18 protein-coding genes are annotated in these 20,849 nt (G+C 63.0%); 6 read left to right on the top strand and 12 right to left on the bottom strand.

The features are described from left to right. Window positions 1-5 precede the first annotated feature (5 nt). From AC0969_RS12655 to flgB, 3 genes are read right to left on the bottom strand one after another with little or no spacing between them, the layout of a single operon-like run. Entirely contained in the window at window positions 6-662 is a 657-nt protein-coding gene (locus AC0969_RS12655) for a flagellar hook assembly protein FlgD (protein WP_479624496.1), read from the bottom strand. An 18-nt stretch (window positions 663-680) separates the two neighbouring features. Continuing rightward, entirely contained in the window at window positions 681-1,085 is a 405-nt protein-coding gene (gene flgC, locus AC0969_RS12650; RefSeq protein ID WP_479624495.1) for a flagellar basal body rod protein FlgC, read from the bottom strand. A 17-nt stretch (window positions 1,086-1,102) separates the two neighbouring features. Further along, entirely contained in the window at window positions 1,103-1,516 is a 414-nt protein-coding gene (gene flgB / locus AC0969_RS12645; protein WP_479624494.1) for a flagellar basal body rod protein FlgB, read from the bottom strand. Window positions 1,517-1,693: 177 nt separating this feature from the next. Between flgB and flgA the strand changes: the two genes are divergently transcribed. The 3 genes from flgA (at window position 1,694) to AC0969_RS12630 (ending at window position 3,373) form a co-directional block, all read left to right on the top strand. Continuing rightward, complete coding sequence (gene flgA / locus AC0969_RS12640; RefSeq protein ID WP_479624493.1) at window positions 1,694-2,416, top strand: flagellar basal body P-ring formation chaperone FlgA; 723 nt, start codon at window positions 1,694-1,696, stop codon at window positions 2,414-2,416. A gap of 218 nt (window positions 2,417-2,634) precedes the next feature. After that, a complete protein-coding gene (flgM, locus tag AC0969_RS12635) occupies window positions 2,635-2,961 on the top strand; it encodes a flagellar biosynthesis anti-sigma factor FlgM (RefSeq protein WP_479624492.1) in 327 nt (108 codons plus the stop codon). A 28-nt stretch (window positions 2,962-2,989) separates the two neighbouring features. Then, entirely contained in the window at window positions 2,990-3,373 is a 384-nt protein-coding gene (locus AC0969_RS12630) for a hypothetical protein (protein ID WP_479624491.1), read from the top strand. Window positions 3,374-3,605: 232 nt separating this feature from the next. On the opposite strand, the gene AC0969_RS12625 is transcribed toward AC0969_RS12630, so the two are convergent. The 9 genes from AC0969_RS12625 to motA form a co-directional block, all read right to left on the bottom strand. Next, entirely contained in the window at window positions 3,606-4,322 is a 717-nt protein-coding gene (locus AC0969_RS12625) for an RNA polymerase sigma factor FliA (protein WP_479624490.1), read from the bottom strand. 1 nt (window position 4,323) lies between these two features. After that, complete coding sequence (locus AC0969_RS12620) at window positions 4,324-5,106, bottom strand: hypothetical protein (protein ID WP_479624489.1); 783 nt, start codon at window positions 5,104-5,106, stop codon at window positions 4,324-4,326. Beyond that, window positions 5,099-6,532 carry a flagellar biosynthesis protein FlhF gene (flhF, locus tag AC0969_RS12615; protein WP_479624488.1) on the bottom strand — a complete coding sequence of 478 codons (1,434 nt, stop codon included), beginning with the start codon at window positions 6,530-6,532 and terminating at the stop codon, window positions 5,099-5,101. Before flhF ends, AC0969_RS12620 begins: the two co-directional genes overlap by 8 nt. Continuing rightward, window positions 6,529-8,610, bottom strand: a complete 2,082-nt coding sequence (gene flhA, locus AC0969_RS12610; RefSeq protein ID WP_479624487.1) for a flagellar biosynthesis protein FlhA — start codon at window positions 8,608-8,610, stop codon at window positions 6,529-6,531. Before flhA ends, flhF begins: the two co-directional genes overlap by 4 nt. After that, window positions 8,607-9,764, bottom strand: coding sequence for an EscU/YscU/HrcU family type III secretion system export apparatus switch protein (locus AC0969_RS12605; protein ID WP_479624486.1), 1,158 nt, complete (start codon window positions 9,762-9,764; stop codon window positions 8,607-8,609). The genes flhA and AC0969_RS12605 overlap by 4 nt, the downstream gene beginning before the upstream one ends. Before the next feature lie 81 nt (window positions 9,765-9,845). Next, a complete protein-coding gene (locus AC0969_RS12600) occupies window positions 9,846-10,472 on the bottom strand; it encodes a protein phosphatase CheZ (RefSeq protein WP_479624485.1) in 627 nt (208 codons plus the stop codon). Beyond that, the gene (locus AC0969_RS12595; protein WP_479624582.1) at window positions 10,469-10,867 is read right to left on the bottom strand and encodes a response regulator; all 399 of its coding nucleotides are present in this window, start codon (window positions 10,865-10,867) and stop codon (window positions 10,469-10,471) included. Before AC0969_RS12595 ends, AC0969_RS12600 begins: the two co-directional genes overlap by 4 nt. Window positions 10,868-10,924: 57 nt before the next feature. Next, the gene (motB, locus tag AC0969_RS12590) at window positions 10,925-11,884 is read right to left on the bottom strand and encodes a flagellar motor protein MotB (protein WP_479624484.1); all 960 of its coding nucleotides are present in this window, start codon (window positions 11,882-11,884) and stop codon (window positions 10,925-10,927) included. A 17-nt stretch (window positions 11,885-11,901) separates the two neighbouring features. After that, the gene (motA, locus tag AC0969_RS12585) at window positions 11,902-12,762 is read right to left on the bottom strand and encodes a flagellar motor stator protein MotA (protein WP_479624483.1); all 861 of its coding nucleotides are present in this window, start codon (window positions 12,760-12,762) and stop codon (window positions 11,902-11,904) included. A gap of 202 nt (window positions 12,763-12,964) precedes the next feature. Here motA and AC0969_RS12580 point away from each other — a divergent pair, with 202 nt between their 5' ends. The 3 genes from AC0969_RS12580 to rfbG are packed head-to-tail and all read left to right on the top strand — an operon-like array spanning window position 12,965 to window position 20,810. Further along, window positions 12,965-18,991, top strand: a complete 6,027-nt coding sequence (locus AC0969_RS12580; RefSeq protein WP_479624482.1) for an O-linked N-acetylglucosamine transferase family protein — start codon at window positions 12,965-12,967, stop codon at window positions 18,989-18,991. Further along, entirely contained in the window at window positions 18,988-19,767 is a 780-nt protein-coding gene (rfbF, locus tag AC0969_RS12575) for a glucose-1-phosphate cytidylyltransferase (protein WP_479624481.1), read from the top strand. The genes AC0969_RS12580 and rfbF overlap by 4 nt, the downstream gene beginning before the upstream one ends. Then, window positions 19,767-20,810: a CDP-glucose 4,6-dehydratase gene (rfbG, locus tag AC0969_RS12570; RefSeq protein ID WP_479624581.1), complete on the top strand. Its 1,044-nt coding sequence runs from the start codon at window positions 19,767-19,769 to the stop codon at window positions 20,808-20,810. The genes rfbF and rfbG overlap by 1 nt, the downstream gene beginning before the upstream one ends. The last annotated feature ends 39 nt before the right edge of the window (window positions 20,811-20,849 follow it).

The following is a 20,849-nucleotide window of genomic DNA, read 5'->3' as shown; positions in this document are numbered from 1 at the left end:
GGGGCTTACAGAATAGCTTTGACGGCGCTGTACGGCACCGAGCTGCCATTGGCAAACTGCAAATTCATCACGTTGTTGTCGTTGCTGACCGACACCACCTTGTTGCGCTGTAGCGGGGTGCTGGTGACGGCGGTAGTCCCTTGGGTGGCAATCACTTTGAACGACAGCTCGCCCGAGTTGGTGTACTTGGAGGCATCCCAGGTAAACGACTGGCGGCCCGTACCCATCGCGCCCAGGCTCTCGGTGCCCAGCAGTGTGCCTCCGGCGGTGCGCACTTCTACCTTCACCGCGTCGGCGCTGCTGGCCAGGTCAAACGAGCCCTTGCCCACGCCGTCGGTAATACTCAGGGTGGAGCCAGCGGTCAGCACATCGTGGCCAATCGTGGCGCTGCCTTGCAGCGATTGCAGGGCGGCAATTTGCGTGGCCATGCTGGTCATGGTGTCGTTCAGCGTCTGGATGCCCGATACGGTATTGATCTGCGCCAACTGGCTGGTCATCTCCGCGTTGTCCATCGGGTTCATCGGGTCCTGGTTGTTCAGCTGGGCCACCAGTAGCTTCAAAAAGCGGTCTTGCGAGGCTTCGGCCGTGCTGGTAGTGGCAGAGCTGGTTGAGGTCACCAGCGAGCTGCTGGCGGCGTTGAGGGCGGTGACATCCAAGGCCATTGCGTGCTTTCGGTAAATTTATTGGCCCATTTGCAGCGTTTTCAGCAGCAGGGACTTGGCGGTATTCATCACTTCTACGTTGTTCTGGTAGGAGCGGGAGGCGGAAATCATGTTCACCATCTCTTCCACCGCGTTGACGTTGGAGTGGGTGACGTAGCCCTCGGCATCGGCCGACGGGTGGGTCGGGTCCAGCACCTTGCGGCCTGGCTGCTGGCTCTCGGAAATCTCTTTGACCCGCACCCCGGCGGCGCTCTCGGCCCCCAGCAGCGTGGTTTGAAACACCACCTGGCGCGCCTTGTAGGCATTGCCATCCGGCCCGGCCACGGCATCCACGTTGGCCAGGTTGCTGGCCACCACGTTCAGCCGCTGCGACTGGGCGCTGATGGCGCTGCCGGAGACGCTGAAGATCGAGAACATGGACATGGTGCTTCCTTATTGGCTTACTGGCCGGTAATGGCGCTGAGCATGGTCTTGGCCGAGCCGTTGATGAAGCGCAGCGTGGCCTCGTAGCGCACCGCGTTGTCCACAAAGTTGGCCCGCTCGCGGTCCAGATCGACCGTGTTGTTGTCCATATTGGGTTGGCTTTGCACGCTGTAGCCGCGTTTTTGGGCATCGCCCAGGCTACTGCCGTCCAGGCTGGGCAAGGTCAGGTGGCGGTTATCGGTTTTGTGGCCTGCGATCAGCCCTTGGCTGGCGGTGGCGGCGGTCATGGCTTCTTTGAAGTTGAAGTCGCGCGCCACATAGCCGGGGGTATCCACGTTGGCAATATTGCTGGCGATGGTGCGCTGGCGTTCGGCGCGCAGCACCAAAGCCTTGCTCTGAAAGTCCACCGCCCCGACCATTTTTTCCAACATGGGACACCCCGTTTGCATCAAATGCGAAACCTCCGGTGCCATCCCGGATCTCGCGTTGGGCAAATTATGGAAAAACTTGGGCCTTTTTAGGCAGCGAAGAAGCGGGTGTTTGCCTTGCAGTTTGCGGCTTTGTGCCAAGGGTTCTGGCTTTAGTCTTGGATGAAATATGGAGTCTATATGCCACTACTGCTAAGAAACACCACATGGCGAGGACTGGTCTGCGCCGTCGCCGTGCTGTGCGCGGTAGACGCGCGCGCCCAGGCCCAGACCGACATGCTGGCCAACAGCCAGCGCTGGCTGGAATCCGCCGTGGCCCAGGTGCCGCCGGTGAACGGCCAGACCCTGCGCATGGAGGTGTCGGTGGGCGCTTTGGACCCGCGTTTGCAGCTGGCCCCCTGCGCCAAGGTAGAACCCTATATGCCGCCGGGCACCCGTCTGTGGGGCAAAAGCCGCTTGGGCCTGCGCTGTTTGTCGGGCACCACCCGCTGGAATGTGTTTATGCCCGTCACCGTCAAGGCGCTGGGCCGGGCCTGGGTGGCTAAAAGTAATCTGCCCGCAGGCACGGTACTGACTGCCGCCGATGCGATAGAGGCCGAGGTCGATTGGGCCGACGATGCGTCTCCGGTGGTGGCAAACCGGGAAAACTGGATCGGCCAGGTGGCCTCCCGCTCCTGGGTGGCCGGGCAAACCGTGCGCCAGGCGATGGTCAAACCGGCCCAGGTGTTCCAGGCGGGCACCCAGATCCGGGTGCTGGCCCAAGGCGTGGGCTTCCAGGTGCTGTCCGATGGTCAGGCCGTAACCGCCGGGGTGGTGGGCCAGCCCGCTAAAGTGCGGCTGGACAGCGGCCGGGTGATGTCTGGCGTGGTGCAAGATGCCCGCACCATCCTCATTGAGATGTAGATATGGCTCACCCCCAGGCTGCGCTGGCGCTTCGCCAACCCCCTTGCAGAGGGCAATACCAGTGGCCCGGCAAAGCCGGTTCCACGGTATTTCTGGAAATATGCGTTTTGGGTGCTACGTTGTTTTATCTTTGATTTCGAGAATAAGCCTTAAGTAAATGCCAAAGCTGCCGAAACCATTGCTACGATGCCTTAACGTCAAGGCTGCTGGAGAGCGTGATGAAAATTGGACCAGGAATAGATTTATCGGTTGCCGTGGCTTCTGCGGCCCTGAAGAAGGCCGACCAAGAGAAAGAAGCTGCGCCCGCCAGCATGGCGCAGAAGAGCGCACGTGCAGTTCCCGCAGCGGGAGCACAGGTGTCGGTGTCAACCTTGGCCCGCACGCTGGAGCAGAACGACCGGGCTGTGGGTGCCGACTTCGACAGCAAGAAAGTCGCCGACATCAAGGCCGCCATCAAGAACGGCACCTTCAAGATCAACCCCGAAGCCATTGCCGACAAAATGCTGGCCAACGCGCAAGAGATGCTCGGCGTCAGCGCCCGTTAAGTTTTTTCACCCTACTGGGCACACTCGCATGACGGCAGCCCACCCAATGCACGCCAGCCTGCTCCGCGTGGAGCAGTTGCTGGAAGACGTGTCTGCAGCCCTGATCACGGGCGAACCCCTGGTTTTAGAGGCCGCCAGCACGGCGCTGCGCCAATCGATGGCCGATTTGTCGGCGCGTGGCCGTGCCCCTGCTGCCATGCAGTCGCTAGACGCAGGCATGCGCCAGCGGCTGGAAAAAGTCTCGCTCACCCTGGCCCAGCAGCGCGCCAACCTGGCCCGGCGTGCCGTCGTGGTAGACCGGGCCCTGGCCACGGTACTGCCCCAAGCCCAACCTGCCGCCACCTATTCAGGCGGCAAAACAGCCGCCTACCGGGGCGGTGCTGCCCGCATCTACGCGATGGCTGCGAGCTAAAGATCAGATTTTTCGCCTATTTTTCAGGTATTAAATAGGCTGCTGGCGCACATTCCGCTTGCGCAAGCAGCTATCAAAATCTTCTTCAAATAATGTAGCGGCCTGAACGCCCCCAACGCATGGTGGAGATACCGCTTCCAGGGATACCGTGGAACCGGCTTTGCCGGGCCACTGGTATCGCCCCCTGCAAGGGGGTTGGCGAAAACACGAAGTGTGTAGCCTGGGGGTGCGCCTAATGGCTCCGCATCTTGGCGCGCAGGCGGGCAATGGACTGGCTGTGCAGCTGGCAGACGCGGGATTCGGTGATCTCCAGCACGGCGGCAATCTCTTTCAGATTCATGTCGTTTTCGTAGTACATGCTCATGATGTACTGCTCCCGGTCGGGCAGGGTGGTGATGGCCTCGACCAGCGAGGCTCGCAGGCGCTGGTCGCGCAGCAGGCTGACCGGGTCGGCTCCCTCGTCGGCCACGTGGCGGTCCAGAAAGCCCGCGCCTTCTTCTGAATTGCCGTTCATGTCCTCCAGATACACCAGCTGGGTGCCGCGCACCTTGCCCAGCAGCTCCTGGTAGTCGGGCAGGGTCATGGCCAGCTCGGTGGCGATTTCGGACTCCAGCGGGCTGCGGCCCAGTTTTTGCTCCAGCCGCTGCACCGCGCGTTCGATTTCTTTTTGGCTCTTGCGTGAGCCGCGCGACATCCAGTCGCCCTCGCGCAGCTCGTCGATCATGGCCCCCCGGATGCGCTGGGTGGCAAAGGTTTCAAACTGCACGCCCTGGGCCGACTCAAAACGGCTCAAAGCTTCGGCCAAACCGATCATGCCGACCTGGATCAGGTCGTCCAGCTCGATATTCGGCGGCAGCTTGGCAATCATGTGGTGCGCCAGGCGACGCACCAGCGGCACGTACTGGCGCAGCATGTGCTCGCGGTCCATCGTGCCTTTGGCGGTATACATATCAGCGGCTTCCTGCTCCGTGCAGCCCATGCGCCATGGGGATGGCGTTGGCCATCAGGCGCAGGGCGATTTGGTGCGCGTCGTCCCAGCGGGCGGTTTTTTGCGGGAACGAGCGCACGGTCATGAAGTCGGTCTGACAGTCCAGGTGCCGGTACGCGCAGTGTTGCAGCGCCCGCCCGGTGGACGTGGCTCGCAGCTCGGCATTTTTGAATGGCGTGGTGACCACCGAGGCAATCAGCGGCACCAGCCGGGCTTGCAGCAGCAGTTTTTTGAAATTTTGGTAGGCCCCCAGGATGGAGGCCTTGAGCGGGGTGACCGCCAGCAGCGGCCGCACTTGGCTGCCGGGCAGCAGGGTGGCCAGCAGGTCGGCATCGGCGTACAGCACCACCAGGTCGCAGCTGCGGAACAGGTGGCTGAGGGCTTGGAGCGGTTGGATGGGCATGGTGGATTCTTGCCGGGTTTGCTGTGCCAGACGGCTCAAGCCCAGTCGGGCGGGCACGGTGTGCCAAGGGGGCGCGTCAGGAGCGGCATCTTCTAGCCAGTGTGCGTGGTCCAGCAGGTTCTGTAAACCCGGATTGTCTTCCGTTTCCAAAGAGGTTGCATCCAGCACGGTAATGCGCAGGCTGAAGGTTTGCAGCGCCGCGCAGATCTGCCAGAGCAGCGGCAACTCGGTGGCGGTGTCACCCCGGGTCACCATGGCGATCACGCTCCAGGCGGCTTGCGGCGCGATACGGCGCAGGCTCTCTCCTTGGTGGACGTGGTGGCCGGTGCTGGTGTCAAGCATGCGCCCGTTCCTGGCGGCTGGAGTCCATCGGTGGCGGGGTAAAGAAGAAGTTCAGGTCGGTGGCCTTGGGGTCAAACGCCGACTTGGTGGTGGAGCGCATCGAGGTGCGCACCAGCTTCTTGGCATCGGCGGGTTCCCAGTCTTCGGGCACGCGCTGGCCGTTGCACACGCCGCGCAGCACCAGTTGGTGGCGGATGATGGCATCCAGCGCCGGGCCGAGTTTGGCGGCTTCGTCGATTTTGGACAGGATGGCCTGTTGCACGCCCCGGGTCTTGAACGAGGTGAGTACCTCGTCCATCGTGTCGCCGTGGCTGCCTGCGTTCAGCACCAGCAGGCGGTTCACGCCGGGCAGGTCCAGCACGTCCATCATGTCGCGCTTGCGTGGGTCTTTGGGGGCGATGCCGGTGGTGTCTATCAACACCATGCGCTTGTTGCCCAGCAGGCCCAGTAAATCTTGCAGGGCGGCACGGTCATGGGCCAGGTGGGCCACCACGCCCAGCATGCGGCCAAAGGCGCGCAGTTGTTCGTGGGCGGCGACGCGGTAGGTGTCGAGTGTGATCAGGCCTACGCTGTTGGGGCCGTGGACCCGGGCGCAGTGGGCGGCCAGCTTGGCGGCGGTGGTGGTTTTGCCCACGCCGGTGGCACCCACCAGTGCGAACACGCCGCCTTGCTCGAAGATCGGCTTGCTACCGGCATCGGTGCGCAGGTTTTGCTCCAGCACGCCCATCAGCCAGCGGATGGCTTCGGCGGGCGTGGCATCTTCGGGCAGGCGTTCCATCACGGCACGGGCCAGGTCGGGCGAGTACCCAGCGCGGATCAGCTTGAGCATCAGGTTGGACTGGATCGGGTCCTGCTTGGTCTTGCCCAGCCAGGCCATGGTGTTGAAGCGCTCTTCAATCATGTCCTTCATGGCCTGCAACTCGTCCACGATGCCCTTGGAATTGATGGCCGGTGCGGCGGGGGGCGCTTTTTGGCGGCTGGCCACGGGCGGCGCAAACGGCACGGCGTGTACGGCGGGCTTGGGCCGCTGCACCGGCGGGGCCATCGGCGCAGGCGCGGCCTGTACCGAGGCCTTGGGCGAAGTTTTTGCCGGAAAGATCTCGTCGCGCAGATCCGGGCTGCCTTCATGGCGGCGGCGCAGCATGCGTTCGCGCACGTAGTCCTGGAACGACAGCGTGCTCATGGCCAGTTGCTCGGTGTCCTCTTCCACCGGGGTTTGCGCCATGGCCAGGGTGGCCGCCGATGCCGGAGCGGGTGCCGCGCTGGGCCGGTCGAGAGATGCCAGGGCATCTTCGGCAGTGGCCACCACTTCCACGCCGTTGGGCGTGGGGCGGTTGGACAAAATTAGCGTGCCCTCACCAAAGACCGCACGGGCCTTGGCCAAAGCTTCGCGGGACGTAGCAGCGTGAAAGCGTTGGATGTTCATGTCAGTGCACCTTTGAGGATGGGGCCAATGCGGATGGTGTGGGTTTCGGGTATTTCGCTATGCGCTAGCACCTGTAGGCGGGGGGCGACACGGCGCACCAGCCGGGAAATAGCGGTACGGATCTGGTCGGGCACCAGCAGGCAGGCCGGTACGCCCAGCTCTTCTTGTTGCAGGGCTACATCGGCCACGTTGCGGGTCAGCAGGTCGGCCACGCCGGGGTCCAGCGCGGGGCCAGCGGCATTGCCCAGGGCTTGCACCAGCATGCGTTCCAGGCTGGGCTCGATGGCAATCACGTTCAACTCGCGGGTGGGGCCGTAGATTTGCTGCACGATGGCCGGGGCCAGGGCGATGCGCACGCGGCGCGCCAGATCGACCGGGTCGGTGGTGGCTCCGGCGTGTTCGGCCAGGCATTCAACGATGGTGCGGATATCGCGGATGTGCACAGACTCTTCCAGCAACAGCTGCAAGACTTTCTGGAACGTGGCGATAGACACCATTTTGGGAACCACTTCTTCGATCAGTTTGGGGGCCAGTTTGCTGACATGCTCCACCAGTTGTTGCGTCTCGGTGCGGCTCAGGAGTCGGGCCGCCTGCACTTGCATCAAGTGTGACAAATGTGTGGCCATCACGGTTTCCGAATCAACCACGGTAAAGCCTGCCATTTGTGCCGCTTCCTTCTGGCGTTCGTCGATCCAGTGGGCCGGCAGACCGAAGGCCGGGTCGGTGGTGGCGGTGCCGATCAGCGGGGTGGTGATGCCGCCGGGGTTGATGGCCAGGTACATGCCGGGGAAGGCCTCGCCTTCGCCCACCACCACGCCGCGCAGGGTGATGCGGTAGCCGCTGGGCTTGAGCTCCAGGTTGTCGCGCACATGCACGGGCGGGGGCAAAAATCCCACTTCCTGGGCAAACTTGCGGCGCACGCCCTTGATGCGGGTCAGCAGGTCGCCGGGGCGATTTTTATCCACCAGGGTGATGAGCCGGTAGCCTAGCTCCAGCCCCAGCAGGTCCACCGGTTGCAGGTCGTCCCAGGTGGCTTCGCCGTCAGTGGGGGGCGGCCCCACCAGCAGGGTGGATTCCTGCGGCACGGGCCGGTGGGCAATCGTCCAGGCCATGTAGCCCAGTACCGCTGCCATCGACAAAAACACCAGGTGCGGCATGTTGGGGATGCTGCCCATCACCGCCATGATGCCGGCCGTGATGCCCAGCACCTTGGGCGAGTCGAACAACTGGCCGATGATCTGCTTGCCAATGTCGGCGTCCTTGCCCACGCGCGACACCACCATAGCGGCGGCAATCGAGATCAGCAGGCCGGGGATCTGTGCCACCAGCGCATCGCCTACGGCCAGCAAGATATAGGTGTCGGCGGCTTTGGCGGCGGTCAGGTCGTGCTGCAACACGCCAATGGCAAAGCCGCCCACGATGTTGATGATCAAGATCAAGATGCCGGCAATCGCGTCGCCGCGCACAAACTTGGAGGCACCGTCCATCGAGCCGAAGAAGTCGGCTTCTTCGCCCACCTCGGCGCGGCGGCGCTTGGCTTCTTTTTCGTTGATCAAGCCGGCGTTCAGGTCGGCATCTACCGCCATCTGCTTGCCCGGCATGGCGTCCAGCGTGAAGCGGGCCGACACCTCGGCAATCCGCTCGGAGCCCTTGGTCACCACGATGAAGTTGATGACCACCAAAATCGCGAACACGATCAAACCCACCGCAAAGTTGCCGCCAATCAGAAAGTGGCCAAACGCCTCGATCACCGCACCGGCGGCACCCGGGCCGGTATGGCCCTCCAATAGCACTACGCGGGTGGAAGCCACGTTGAGCGACAGGCGCATCAGCGTGGTGAGCAGCAGCACCGAGGGGAAGGCGGCAAAGTCCAAAGGCCGCACCATGTAGGCCGCCACCATCATCACCATCAGTGCTACGGCGATATTGATGGTGAAGAACGTGTCCAGCAGCCACGCGGGCATGGGCAGCACCATCATGGCCAAGATGACCATCACCATCATCGGGGCCGATACGCCCTGCAGCATTTTGCGGTTGTTGTTGAACCACTGCTGTACGGCCTGGAGCTGCGGGTTCATGGGTTTTCCTCAGCCAAAAGGGTGTTGCCTAACGGGTCCAGTTCGGGCGGCACATCGGGCTGCGGAAAGCTGTCGGGCATGGGGCCTTCACCGCGCATGGCGGCTTTGACCCGGTACACATAGGCCAGCACCTGGGCCACGGCGGTGTACAGGGCAGACGGAATTTCGCCATTGATTTCGGCATGCGCATACAGGGCGCGGGCCAGCATGGGCGACTGGAATACCGGTATGGAATGGCTCTTGGCCACATCGCGGATGCGCATGGCTACCAGGTCGGCACCTTTGGCGATGACTTGCGGGGCATGCATGGTTTTTTCGTCGTACTTGAGGGCCACGGCGAAGTGGGTGGGATTCATCAGCACAAAGTCGGCCTTGGGTACGGCCCCCACGCTGGTGCGCTGGGCGATCTCGCGGGCCCGGGCGCGCATCTGGCCTTTCATCTGCGGGTTGCCGTCGGATTCTTTGTGCTCCTGCTTCACTTCTTGGTGCGACATTTTCAGGCGCGACTTCATCAAAAAGGTTTGCAGCGGCACGTCAATGGCCGCCACGGCAAACACCACCAGTAGCAGCAGGCTCATGCCCGAGGTGATCCAGTTGGCCGCATGTTGGATGGCGGCGGCCGAGGGCTGCATGACCAGTTGCGCCACGCTACTAATGCTGTTGGACAAAAAAGTCCAGGCAACCGCAATCAGCACGGTGGTAATGACCATCAGCTTCAGGATGTCGGTGGCCTGCTCTTTGGAGAACAAGCGGCCAAAGCCCGCCAGGGGGTTGATACGGCTGAAGTCCGGCATGATGGGTTTCAGGCTGGCGACCCAGCCGCCCGATGCCACGGCACTGCCCACGGCTGCGGCCAGCACAATGGCCGCAAACACCGAGCTGGCGACCATACCGACCAGCACCACATCTTGTAGCCGGTCCAGCATGCTGCCGTTGTTTGCCAGGGTGGCCGCCGTGAAGGAGAGTTGTTGGGCTAAAACCCGTTTGAAGTGGTCTAAAAACGAGGGTGCCAGCAGCAAAAAAGCCACCGAACCTGTGCCCAGCACGGCCAGGTGCGACAGATCCTTGGACCGTGAGGCCTGCCCGTCCTTACGCGCTTGGTCAAGCTTGCGTTGGGTGGCGGGGAGGTCTTTGTCTTGGCTGGATGATTCCATAACAATGGGGTTTTAGAAGACCCCATTGTCGGCAGCTAGCTGCTGCGCTAAAGCCTGATAAACAGGCTTTAGCGTGGCTTATTAGAAGCCTAGGCTGGCCAGCAAGTCGTCCACTTCGGACTGGTCGGTTACTACATCCGTGCGGGATGTGGGGTCCACCACGGGGCCCGACAAGCCTTCGGAGGTCTTGGACGCGACCACTGCTACGACCGTGCTGGGCGCGGTCTGGATCAGCAGCTCGATCAGTTGTCGCTCAATCGTGGAGGCCAGGTTGACCACCCGTGCAATCACTTGCCCGGTCAGGTCATGGAAGTCCTGCGCCATCATGATTTCGGTCAGGTGCTGGTCGATTTCTTTGCTGGCACGGTCTACATCCGCCACAAAGTTATATACCGCACCGGTTGCAACCGCTGCCACGGGATCTTTGACAATCAGGGCCGCGAGCCGAGTGGTCTCTGACGCAATGAAGTCGTGCTGCACTTTGGCCAGATCGACCCGGCTCAGCACTTTGTCTGCCGCTTCGCCTGTCAGGCGGGCGATGTATTTGAGGCGGCTTTGCGCATCGGGCAGCTCTTCGACACTGCCTTGCAGTTGTTCGGCGAAACCCAGCTCTTTGAGCGAGTCGTGCAACTGCCGGGTCAGCAGGCCCAGCTGGTGGTGCACCGCAGGCTGGAGGTCTGCTTCGGCGGGGCTGGTGGCGGTGGTCATGCTGGGATCAGCCCGTTCTTTTTCAGAATGTGCGTCAGCTTCTCTTCCAGCGTGGCCTTGGTGAATGGCTTGACGATGTAGCCCGCTGCGCCCCCTTGGGCGGCGGCCACGATGTCTTCCTTGCGGGCCTCGGCGGTCACCATCAGCACCGGCAGGTGCTTCAGTTTTTCGTCGCCCTTGATTTCGCTCAGCAGCTGGAAACCGTTCATGTTGGGCATGTTTATGTCGCTCACCACGAAATCAAAATGCAAACCACTGCGCAGCTTTTGCAGCGCGGCTAAACCATCTTCGGCCTCATCCGCGTCGGGGTAGCCACTTTCTTTGAGCAAGTTACGCACGATCCGGCGCATGGTGGAGAAGTCGTCCACGATCAAGAAACGCAGGTCAGCCATGATTGACCCTTTCAGTAAAGGTTACGGGAATAAGGTGCATTTTGAAGGTTCTCGGCGGGCTCATGGTTTTTGTACGCCCCGTTCAGGTGTTTGCGTGGCGGGCTGCTCGGTATCTGCTATTGTTTCATTTGTTACAGAAGGCTCTATTGTGGCATTGCCCATGAGGCGTGCCTCGGCTTCTCGCGTCATGATCGTAATGCTGATACGCCGATTCATCGGGGCCAGTGGGTTTTTGACATCAATCAGGCTGCTGGCGGCCAGGCCCACCACGCGGGCCATTTTTTCATCCGGCATACCGGCCGACACCAGTTCGCGGCGCGAGGCATTGGCCCGGTCGGCAGACAGCTCCCAGTTGCTGTAGCCCCGCTCGCCATTGCCATAGGGCGTGCTGTCGGTGTGTCCGGCCAGGCTGATGTGGTTTTCGACTTCGCTCAGGGCCTCACCGATCGCTCGCAAAATGTCGCGCATGTAGGGCTTGACCAGGGCGCTTCCGCTATCGAACATGGGGCGATTTTTCTCGTCCACGATCTGGATTTGCAAGCCGTCGGGCGTGGTTTCCAGGCGGATTTGCGAGCGGTACTCGGCCAGTTTGGGGTTGTTGGTGATGAGCGCATCAATCTTGTCGCGCAAATTTTTGATGCGGGCGGAGTCTTGTTTAGCAATTTCAGCCTTGGCGGCATCTTTGGCGGCTTTTTTCAATGCGGCCTCTTCTACGCCGCGTTTGGATTGGCCGCTTTGCTTGGTAAGGTCTTCGCCGCCGCCGTTCAAAATGCTGTTGCTGGCACCGGCACCGCTGCCGCCTTGCATCGCCACTTTCAGCGGGGTATTGAAAAATTCGGACAGGCCTTTTTTGTCGCCCTCTGAGGTGGAGCCCAGCAGCCACATCAGCAAAAAGAAGGCCATCATGGCCGTTACAAAGTCGGCGTAGGCGATCTTCCAGGCACCGCCATGCACGGCGTGGCCGCCTTTTTTGATCTTCTTGACGATGATCGGTTGAAGTTGTTTGCCTTCCGATGCCATATCAGTCTGCTAATAAGTTATTTCTTGCCACGGACATGGCCTTCCAGTTCGGCGAAGCTGGGGCGGTCGCCCGAGAACAGCACCTTGCGGCCAAATTCAATGGCGGTGGCCGGGTTGTAGCCCTGCATGCTGGCCAGCAGCGTGGTCTTCATGCACTGCAACTCTTTGGCGCTGTCTTCGGTTTTCTGCTCCAGCAGGCCGCCCAGTGGCTCTACTACGCCATAGGCCAGCAAAATCCCCAGGAACGTACCGACCAGCGCCGAGGCGATCATGCCGCCCAGCACGGCCGGGGGCTGGCCCACCGAGCCCATCGTGTTCACCACACCCAACACCGCCGCCACAATTCCGAAGGCGGGCAGGGCGCCAGCAAGGCGGGCAATCGCGGCAATCGGGGCGTGGGCTTCGGCGTGGTGGGTGTCGATCTCGCTGTCCATCAGCGACTCGATCTCGTGGGCATTCAGGTTGCCCGACACCATCATGCGCAGGTAGTCGGTCATGAACTCCACCACATGGTGGTCGCTGCCCACAGCGGGGTATTTTTTGAAAATCTCGGACTCGTGCGGTGACTCCACGTCGCCTTCAATGGCCATCAGACCTTCTTTGCGGGCTTTTTGCAGAATGTCGTACATCAAAGACAGCAGCTCCATATAGCGTGTCTTAGTGTATTTGGAGCCTTTGAGCGCCTGCGGCAGCAGGGCCATCGTAGCCTTCAGCACTTTGGGCTGGTTATTCACCGCAAAAGCGCCCAGCGCACCGCCAAAGATGGTGATCAGCTCAAACGGCAGCGCGGTCAAGATGACGGCGATGTTGCCACCGTGGAAGATGTAAACACCGAAAATGCAACCCATGGAGACGGCATAGCCGATGAGAACAATCATGTCTGGATGGGGGCAATCGTTGTGGGGTTGGGTGGGGCTTGAGTGGTTTAACTCTGTTTATAAATGTATCGGATTTACGGGCGTTTGCACCAGAAGAAGAGCCCCAAAACGGCGGCTAATCAGCCTTTGTCTGTGGGCTGCGGTGTATATCCTTAGCCTGTAACCACTATTTCGGTAACCCTGTGTCCAGGGCCGCAAGACCATGACCGACGTGAGCCCCGACACTGCCGACATCGACGCGCTGCTGGCCCAGGCGATCGAGACCCACCGAGGTTTGGATTTTGAAGCGGCCGAGGCGACGTACCGTGCCGTGTTGCTGGAGGCGCCTGCACAGCCCGACGCGAACCACAACCTGGGGGTGCTGCTGGCTGTGCAGTTGTTGCGGCCCGTGGAGTCGCTGCCATTTTTTGAAGCGGCCTTGAATGCCGATGCGGGGCGTTCGCAATTCTGGTTTAGCTACATCGACGGCTTGGTGCGTTGCCAGCATTTTGATTTGGCGCGGCAGGTGTTGCCGCTGGCCCAGGCACAGGGGTTGTCCTTGGCCTTGGCGAATGCGCTGACCGAGCGGATGCCCCGTCTGGTGGTTGCGATAGAGCCGATGGCCGCACCAGAACCGACGCAGGCGGAAAAGCAGGCGTTGGTGTCTTATTTCAAGCAAAAAAATTATGCGCAAGGCGAGGTGCTAGCCCGTGCGCTGGTGCAGCGCTGCCCCGACAGCGGCTTTGCCTGGAAAGCGCTGGGCACCATGCTCCAGCCGCAGGGTAAAAAAGAAAAGGCGCTAGAGGCCAAGAAACGGGCTGTGCAGCTACTGCCCGAGGATGCCGAGGGGTTGTGCAACCTGGGGCGGTCGCATTTCGAGTTGGGTCAGATTCCCGAGGCGATTGCTGCTTTGCAGGCTGCCGTGGCCGCCAAACCCGATTACGCCGAAGCGTTTAACAATCTGGGCTTGGCCTTCAATGCCGATGGGCAAATCGGTGAGGCGCACCGCTGCTTCAACCAGGCCATTGCCTTGCAGCCGGATTTTGCCGAGGCATACAACAACCTGAGCGGCATCTTCAATGCCCATGGTCTGATCGACGAGGCCATCGATGCCTTACAGCATGCGATTGCCGCCAAGCCGGACCACCGCGTGGCGTTCGACAATCTGTTGTTCGTCACCAACTACCACCCCGACAAAAGCGCCGAAGACATCTATGCCAGCTACTGCGACTTTGAGCGCCGCTTTGGCCAGCCGCACCGGGCCACCTGGGTGGCGCACACCAACGCCCCCAGTGCGGGCCGTCGCCTCAAGGTGGGCTACGTATCGCCCGATTTCAAAAACCACGTCTGCACCTTCTTCATGGAGCCGCTGCTGGCCCGGCACGATGCCCGCGTGGTCGAGGTGTATGCCTATGCGGAGTTGGTCGAAGAAGACGCCGCCACCCAGCGCTACAAGCACTATGTAGCGCACTGGGTGCCCACGCGGGGTATGACCGACGCAGCGCTGGCCCAGCGTATCCGTGCCGACGGCATCGACATCCTGGTGGATCTGGCGGGGCACACGGCCGGGAACCGCCTGGGCGTTTTTGCCCGCAAGCCCGCCCCGGTGTCGATGAGTTGGATGGGCTACGGCTACACCACCGGCCTACAGGCCATCGACTACTACCTGACCGATGCCGCCAGCGCCCCCGTGGGCTGCGAAAGCGTGTTTTCCGAGCAACCCTGGCGCCTGCCCGGCAGCTACACCGCCTACCGCCCCAGCCCCAACATGGGGCATGTCAGCCCCTTACCCGCCTTGGAGCGTGGCTACGTCACGCTGGGCACCTTGACCCGTGGCGTGCGCATCAACCACCGCACCACCCGCGTGTGGGCGCAGATTTTGCTGCGCCTGCCTACGGCCCACATCGTCATCGACAGCAGCAGCTTTAAAGATGCCAGCGTGCAGCAGGCGGCGGTGGACAAGTTCCTGGCCCACGGCATTGCAGCCGAGCGCCTGCACATTGGCTACAGCAGCCCCCCGTGGGACGTGCTGCGCGGCATCGACATCGGGCTGGACTGCTTTCCGCACAACTCGGGCACCACGCTGTTCGAGACGCTGTACATGGGCCTGCCGTTTGTCAGCCTGGCCGGTCGCCCCAGCGTAGGCCGCATTGGCAGCGCCATCTTGCACGGCGTGGGCCACCCGGAGTGGATTGCCGACAGCGAAGACGCGTACGTGGACGCCGTAGTAGCCCTGGCCTCCGACCTGCCTGCACTGGCGCAGCAGCGCGCCACGCTGCGGGCACAAATGCAAGCCAGCCCGTTGATGGACGAAGTGGGCTTTGCCCGCACCGTAGAAGCGGCTTACGCACAGATGTTTGCCCGGTGGGAGGCCGCCCCCAAGTGGCAAGCCAAAACCACCCGCACGCAGCGCAACAGCCAGCCCAGCATGGACGACATGCAATTGCTGACCTCGCTTTTTGCCTCGCGTGACTTTGCCGCCGGAGCCGTGGCCGCCCGCGCCATGACGCAGCAGTACCCGCTGCACGGTTTTGGCTGGAAGGCCCTGGGCACGATGCTGCAAGCCGCAGGGCAGGCCGAAGATGCCCTGGTGGCCAAACGGCAAGCCGCCCAATTGATGCCCCAAGATGCCGAGGCCGCGTGCAACCTGGGCCATTCGTTGCAAGACCTGGAGCATTTCCAGCAGGCCGAGGCTGCGTTAAAGCGCGCCCTGGTCCTCAAGCCCGCCTACCCCGAGGCCTTTAACAACCTCGCCATCGTGTACCAAAAAACCGGGCGCTTGGACGATGCGGAGGCCAACTTCCGGGCCGCCTTGGCGCTCGACCCCGGCAACCAGGGCATCTTCGACAACCTGCTGTTCACCCTGAACTACCACCCTGACCATGCGGCCGAGACGGTGTTTGAGAGCTACCAGGCCTACGAACGCCGCTTTGGCGCGCCCTACCGGGGCGACTGGCAGCCCCACCGCAACGACCGCACGCCAAAGCGCCGCCTCAAGGTGGGCTACGTGTCGCCCGACTTCCGCCGCCATTCCTGCACCTTCTTCATGGAGCCCCTGTTGGCCCACCATGACCGGGCGGTGGTGGAGGTCACGGCCTACGCCAACCTGGCCAAAGAAGACGCGGTCACCCAGCGCTACCAGCGCTATGCAGACCACTGGGTGCCCACACGGGGCATGTCTGACGCGGAACTGGCCCAGCGCATCCGCGCCGACGGCATTGACATCTTGGTCGATCTGGCCGGCCACACCGTGGGCAACCGCCTGGGCGTGTTTGCCCGTAAGCCTGCGCCCATTTCGGTCAGCTGGATGGGCTACGGCTACACCACCGGTTTGCGGGCCATCGACTACTACCTGACCGATGCCGCCAGCGCCCCGGCCGGCAGCGAGCCCCTGTTTTCGGAAGAACCCTGGCGCTTGCCGGGTTGCTACACCGCCTACCGCCCCGGTGCCGACATGGGCGAGGTCAATGCTTTGCCTGCGCTGGAGCGCGGCTACGTCACCCTGGGCACGCTCACCCGTGGCGTGCGCATCAACCACCGCACTATCCGCGTGTGGGCGCAGATTCTGCGGCGCTTGCCCAGCGCCCGCCTGGTGATTGACAGCCGTTCGTTCAAAGATGCCCGCGAACAGCAGTGGGTCATTGCAAAATTTGTAGCGGCTGGCGTAGATTCTGCGTGCTTGAACATTGGTTTTAATAGCCCACCGTGGGATGTGCTGCGCGGCATCGACATCGGACTGGACTGCTTTCCGCACAACTCCGGCACCACCTTGTTCGAGACGCTCTACATGGGCCTGCCCTATGTCACGCTGGCCGATCGGGCCAGTGTGGGCCGCATCGGCAGTGCCATCTTGCACGGCTTGGGCCACCCGGAGTGGATCGCCCACACCGAGGCCGAGTACGTGGACAAGGTGGTGGCCTTGGCCAGTGACTTGCCCGCGCTAGCCCGGCTACGCGCCACGCTGCGCCCGCAGATGCAGGCCAGTGCGCTGATGGACGAGCTGGGCTTTACCCGCCAGGTGGAGCAGGCTTATGGCCAGATGTTTGCCCGCTGGGTGGCCGACGTGCCCGCAGGCGAGATTGAGGCCACCCCGCCCGCAGTGGCCATGCACGACCTGGTGCGCCAGTTCCAGGCCCAAGATTTTGCGCAAGGCGAGCAGGCCGCACGGGCCTTGGTGGCCCGCTACCCCCGGCACGGTTTCAGCTGGAAGCTGCTGGGCTCTTTTTTACACCAGCAAGGCCAACTGGTCGAGGCGCTGCAAGCCAAGCAACGCGCCGTGCAACTGCTGCCCGACGACACCGAAGCCTGGTTCAACCTGGCGCGGGCGTATGAGCAGGACGGCCAGATGCAGCCTCCCGAGCGCTGCTACCGTGCGGTATTGGCCCTCCAGCCGATGGATGCCGAGGCGCACCACAACCTGGGCAACGCCTTGTTTGGCCAGGGGCTGCGCGATGCCGCCATCCCCTGCTACCGGGAGGCGCTGCGGCTCCAGCCGGACCTCGCCGCCGCCCATGTCGGTTTGGGCGGCCTGTTGCAAGAAGCGGGCAATGTGGTGGAGGCCGAGTCGGTCTGGCGCAGCCTGTTGCGGCTCACGCCCGACGACATGCATGCATCCCTCCAGCTCAGCCGGGCCCTGCAACGCCAGGGCCGCCGGGCCGAGGCCGAGGCCTGCATCCGCGCTGCGGCGGTGGTCCAGGAAGACGATTACGAGAGCTACTTCCACCGGGGTAACTTTTTGGGCGAACTCGGGCTGCACGCCGAGGCCGAGGCTGACTACCGCCGGGCATTGGCGCTCAAACCCGACTCCGCACCGGTGATGAGCAACCTGGGGGGCTGCCTGAAAGAGCAGGGGCGTTTAACCGCATCCGAGGCCGTATTGGCCCAGGCCGTGGCCCTCGACCCCAGCTTCTCTGCCGCCTGGGCCAACCACGCCATCGCACTGCTGATGCAGGGCCGCCTGGCCGAATGCCAAGCCAGTTTTTACCGGGCGCTGGAGCTGTGCGATTACGCGGCTCCGATCTACTCCAGCCTGCTGTTTGCGCTGAACTACGACCCCGACAAAAGCGCCGAAGACATCTATGCCAGCTACTGCGACTTTGAGCGCCGCTTTGGCCAGCCGCACCGGGCCACCTGGGTGGCGCACACCAACTTCCCCAGTCCGGGCCGTCGCCTCAAGGTGGGCTACGTATCGCCCGACTTCAAAAACCATGCCTGCGCCTTCTTTATGGAGCCCCTGCTGGCGCACCACGATACCAACCGGGTCGAGGTGTATGCCTACGCCGAACTCACCGCCGAAGACGCCGCCACCCAGCGCTACAAGCACTATGTAGCGCACTGGGTGCCCACACGGGGTATGAGCGATGCGGCGCTGGCCCAGCGCATCCGCGCTGACGGCATCGACATCCTGGTGGATCTGGCGGGGCACACGGCCGGGAACCGGCTGGGCGTGTTTGCCCGCAAGCCCGCCCCGGTGTCGATGAGTTGGATGGGCTACGGCTACACCACCGGCCTGCAGGCCATCGATTACTACCTGACCGATGCCGCCAGTGCGCCCGTGGGCTGCGAAAGCGTGTTTTCCGAGCAACCCTGGCGCCTGCCCGGCAGCTACACCGCCTACCGCCCCAGCCCCAACATGGGGCATGTCAGCCCCTTACCCGCCTTGGAGCGCGGCTACGTCACGCTGGGCACCTTGACCCGTGGCGTGCGCATCAACCACCGCACCACCCGCGTGTGGGCGCAGATTTTGCTGCGCCTGCCTACGGCCCACATCGTCATCGACAGCAGCAGCTTTAAAGATGCCAGCGTGCAGCAGGCGGCGGTGGACAAGTTCCTGGCCCACGGCATTGCAGCCGAGCGCCTGCACATTGGCTACAGCAGCCCCCCGTGGGACGTGCTGCGCGGCATCGACATAGGGCTGGACTGCTTTCCGCACAACTCGGGCACCACGCTGTTCGAGACGCTGTACATGGGCCTGCCCTTTGTCAGCCTGGCCGGTCGCCCCAGCGTAGGCCGCATTGGCAGCGCCATCTTGCACGGCGTGGGCCACCCGGAGTGGATTGTCGACAGCGAAGACGCGTACGTGGACACCGTAGTGGCCCTGGCCTCCGACCTGCCCGCACTGGCGCAGCAGCGCGCCACGCTGCGGGCACAAATGCAAGCCAGCCGCCTGATGGACGAAGTGGGCTTTGCCCGCACCGTAGAAACCGCGTACCAAGACATGTTTAGCCGTTGGGAGGAGACGCAAAAATGAAAGCTGTGATTCTGGCCGGGGGACTGGGCACCCGCATCTCCGAAGAAACCCACCTCCGCCCCAAGCCGATGATCGAAGTCGGCGGCAAGCCCATCCTGTGGCATATCCTGAAGATGTACTCCGCCCACGGTGTAAACGACTTCGTGATCTGCTGTGGCTACAAGGGCTACATCATCAAAGAGTACTTCGCCAACTACTTCCTGCACATGTCCGATGTGACCTTTGACATGGCCAACAACCGCATGGAGGTACACCACAAGCATGCCGAACCCTGGAAGGTGACCCTGGTGGATACCGGCGACGACTCCATGACCGGCGGCCGCCTGAAGCGCGTGGCCGATTACGTGCAGGGCGAAGAAGCCTTCTGCTTTACCTACGGCGACGGTGTGTCCGACGTGGATATCACGGCCAGCATCGCCTTCCATCGGCAACACGGCAAGCTGGCCACCGTGACCGCCGTGCAGCCCCCGGGTCGCTACGGCGCGTTGAGCATGCAGGGCGCGTTGGTGCAGGGCTTTACCGAGAAGCCGCGCGGCGGTGATGCCGGTGGGGGCCTGATCAACGGCGGCTTCTTCGTGCTCTCGCCCCAGGTGCTGGGCCGGATCGCGGGCGACACCACCAGCTGGGAGGCCGAGCCCCTGGCGGGTCTGGCCGCCGAGGGCCAGCTCATGGCCTACGAGCACACCGGTTTCTGGCAGCCGATGGACACGCTGCGCGAAAAGAACCTGCTGGAAGAACTGTGGTCGTCCGGCAAAGCGCCCTGGAAGACCTGGTGATGTGGCAGGACACCCCCGTTTTCCTCACCGGCCACACCGGCTTCAAAGGCGGCTGGCTGGCCCTGTGGCTGCACGCGCTGGGGGCCAAGGTGCATGGCTACGCGCTGGACCCGAACACCACGCCCAATCTGTTTGACGCAGCCCGTGTGGCCGAGGCGCTGGCCAGCGACACCCGGGCCGATTTGGCCGACCGTGCCGCCTTGCAAGTTGCGTTGATCGCCGCCCAGCCCACGGTGGTGTTCCATCTGGCCGCCCAACCGCTGGTGCGCGCCAGCTATGCCGACCCGCTGGGCACCTTTGCCACCAACGTCATGGGCACGGCACACCTGCTGGAGGCCGTGCGCCAAGTTCCCAGCGTGCGTGCTGTGGTGGTGGTGACCACCGACAAGGTCTACGACAACCGCGAATGGGTCTACCCCTACCGCGAAAGCGATGCGCTGGGTGGGCACGACCCCTACAGCGCCAGCAAGGGCGCGGCGGAAATCGTGGTGGCCAGCTACCGCGCCAGCTTCTTTCACACGCAGGGGGCTGCGCAGATCGCCACCGCCCGGGCGGGCAATGTCATCGGTGGCGGTGACTGGGCGGCCGACCGGCTGGTGCCGGACTGCCTTAAAGCCTTTGCCGAGCAGCGGCCCGTACCACTGCGCTTTCCCGGTGCGGTGCGGCCCTGGCAGCATGTGCTGGAACCCTTGTCGGGCTACCTGCGCTTGGCCGAATCTTTGCTGCACGGCCAGGCCGCCAGCGCCTGGAACTTCGGCCCCGACGCACGCGGCGATGCCACCGTAGGCCAGCTCGCCCAGCGCCTGGCCGCGCAGTGGGGGCCGAGCGCACGGGTGGAAGTGCCCGAGGGCGGCGACCATCCCCACGAGGCAGGCCAGCTGCGCCTGGACATCAGCCGCGCCCGCACTGAGCTGGGCTGGCAGCCCCGCTGGAGCCTGGACGGGGCCCTGGCCCACACCGTGGCCTGGCACCGTGCCTGGTTGGCCGGGGAGGATATGGCCGCCACCAGCCGGGCCCAGATAGCCGCGTATGAAGCCCTTTAGTGATTGCTATACTATTAATAGCTTATTGCGCATGTTCCA

The organism is Rhodoferax sp. LB1P47 (assembly GCF_056521445.1).
This window is presented reverse-complemented; position numbering and strand designations above follow the sequence as displayed.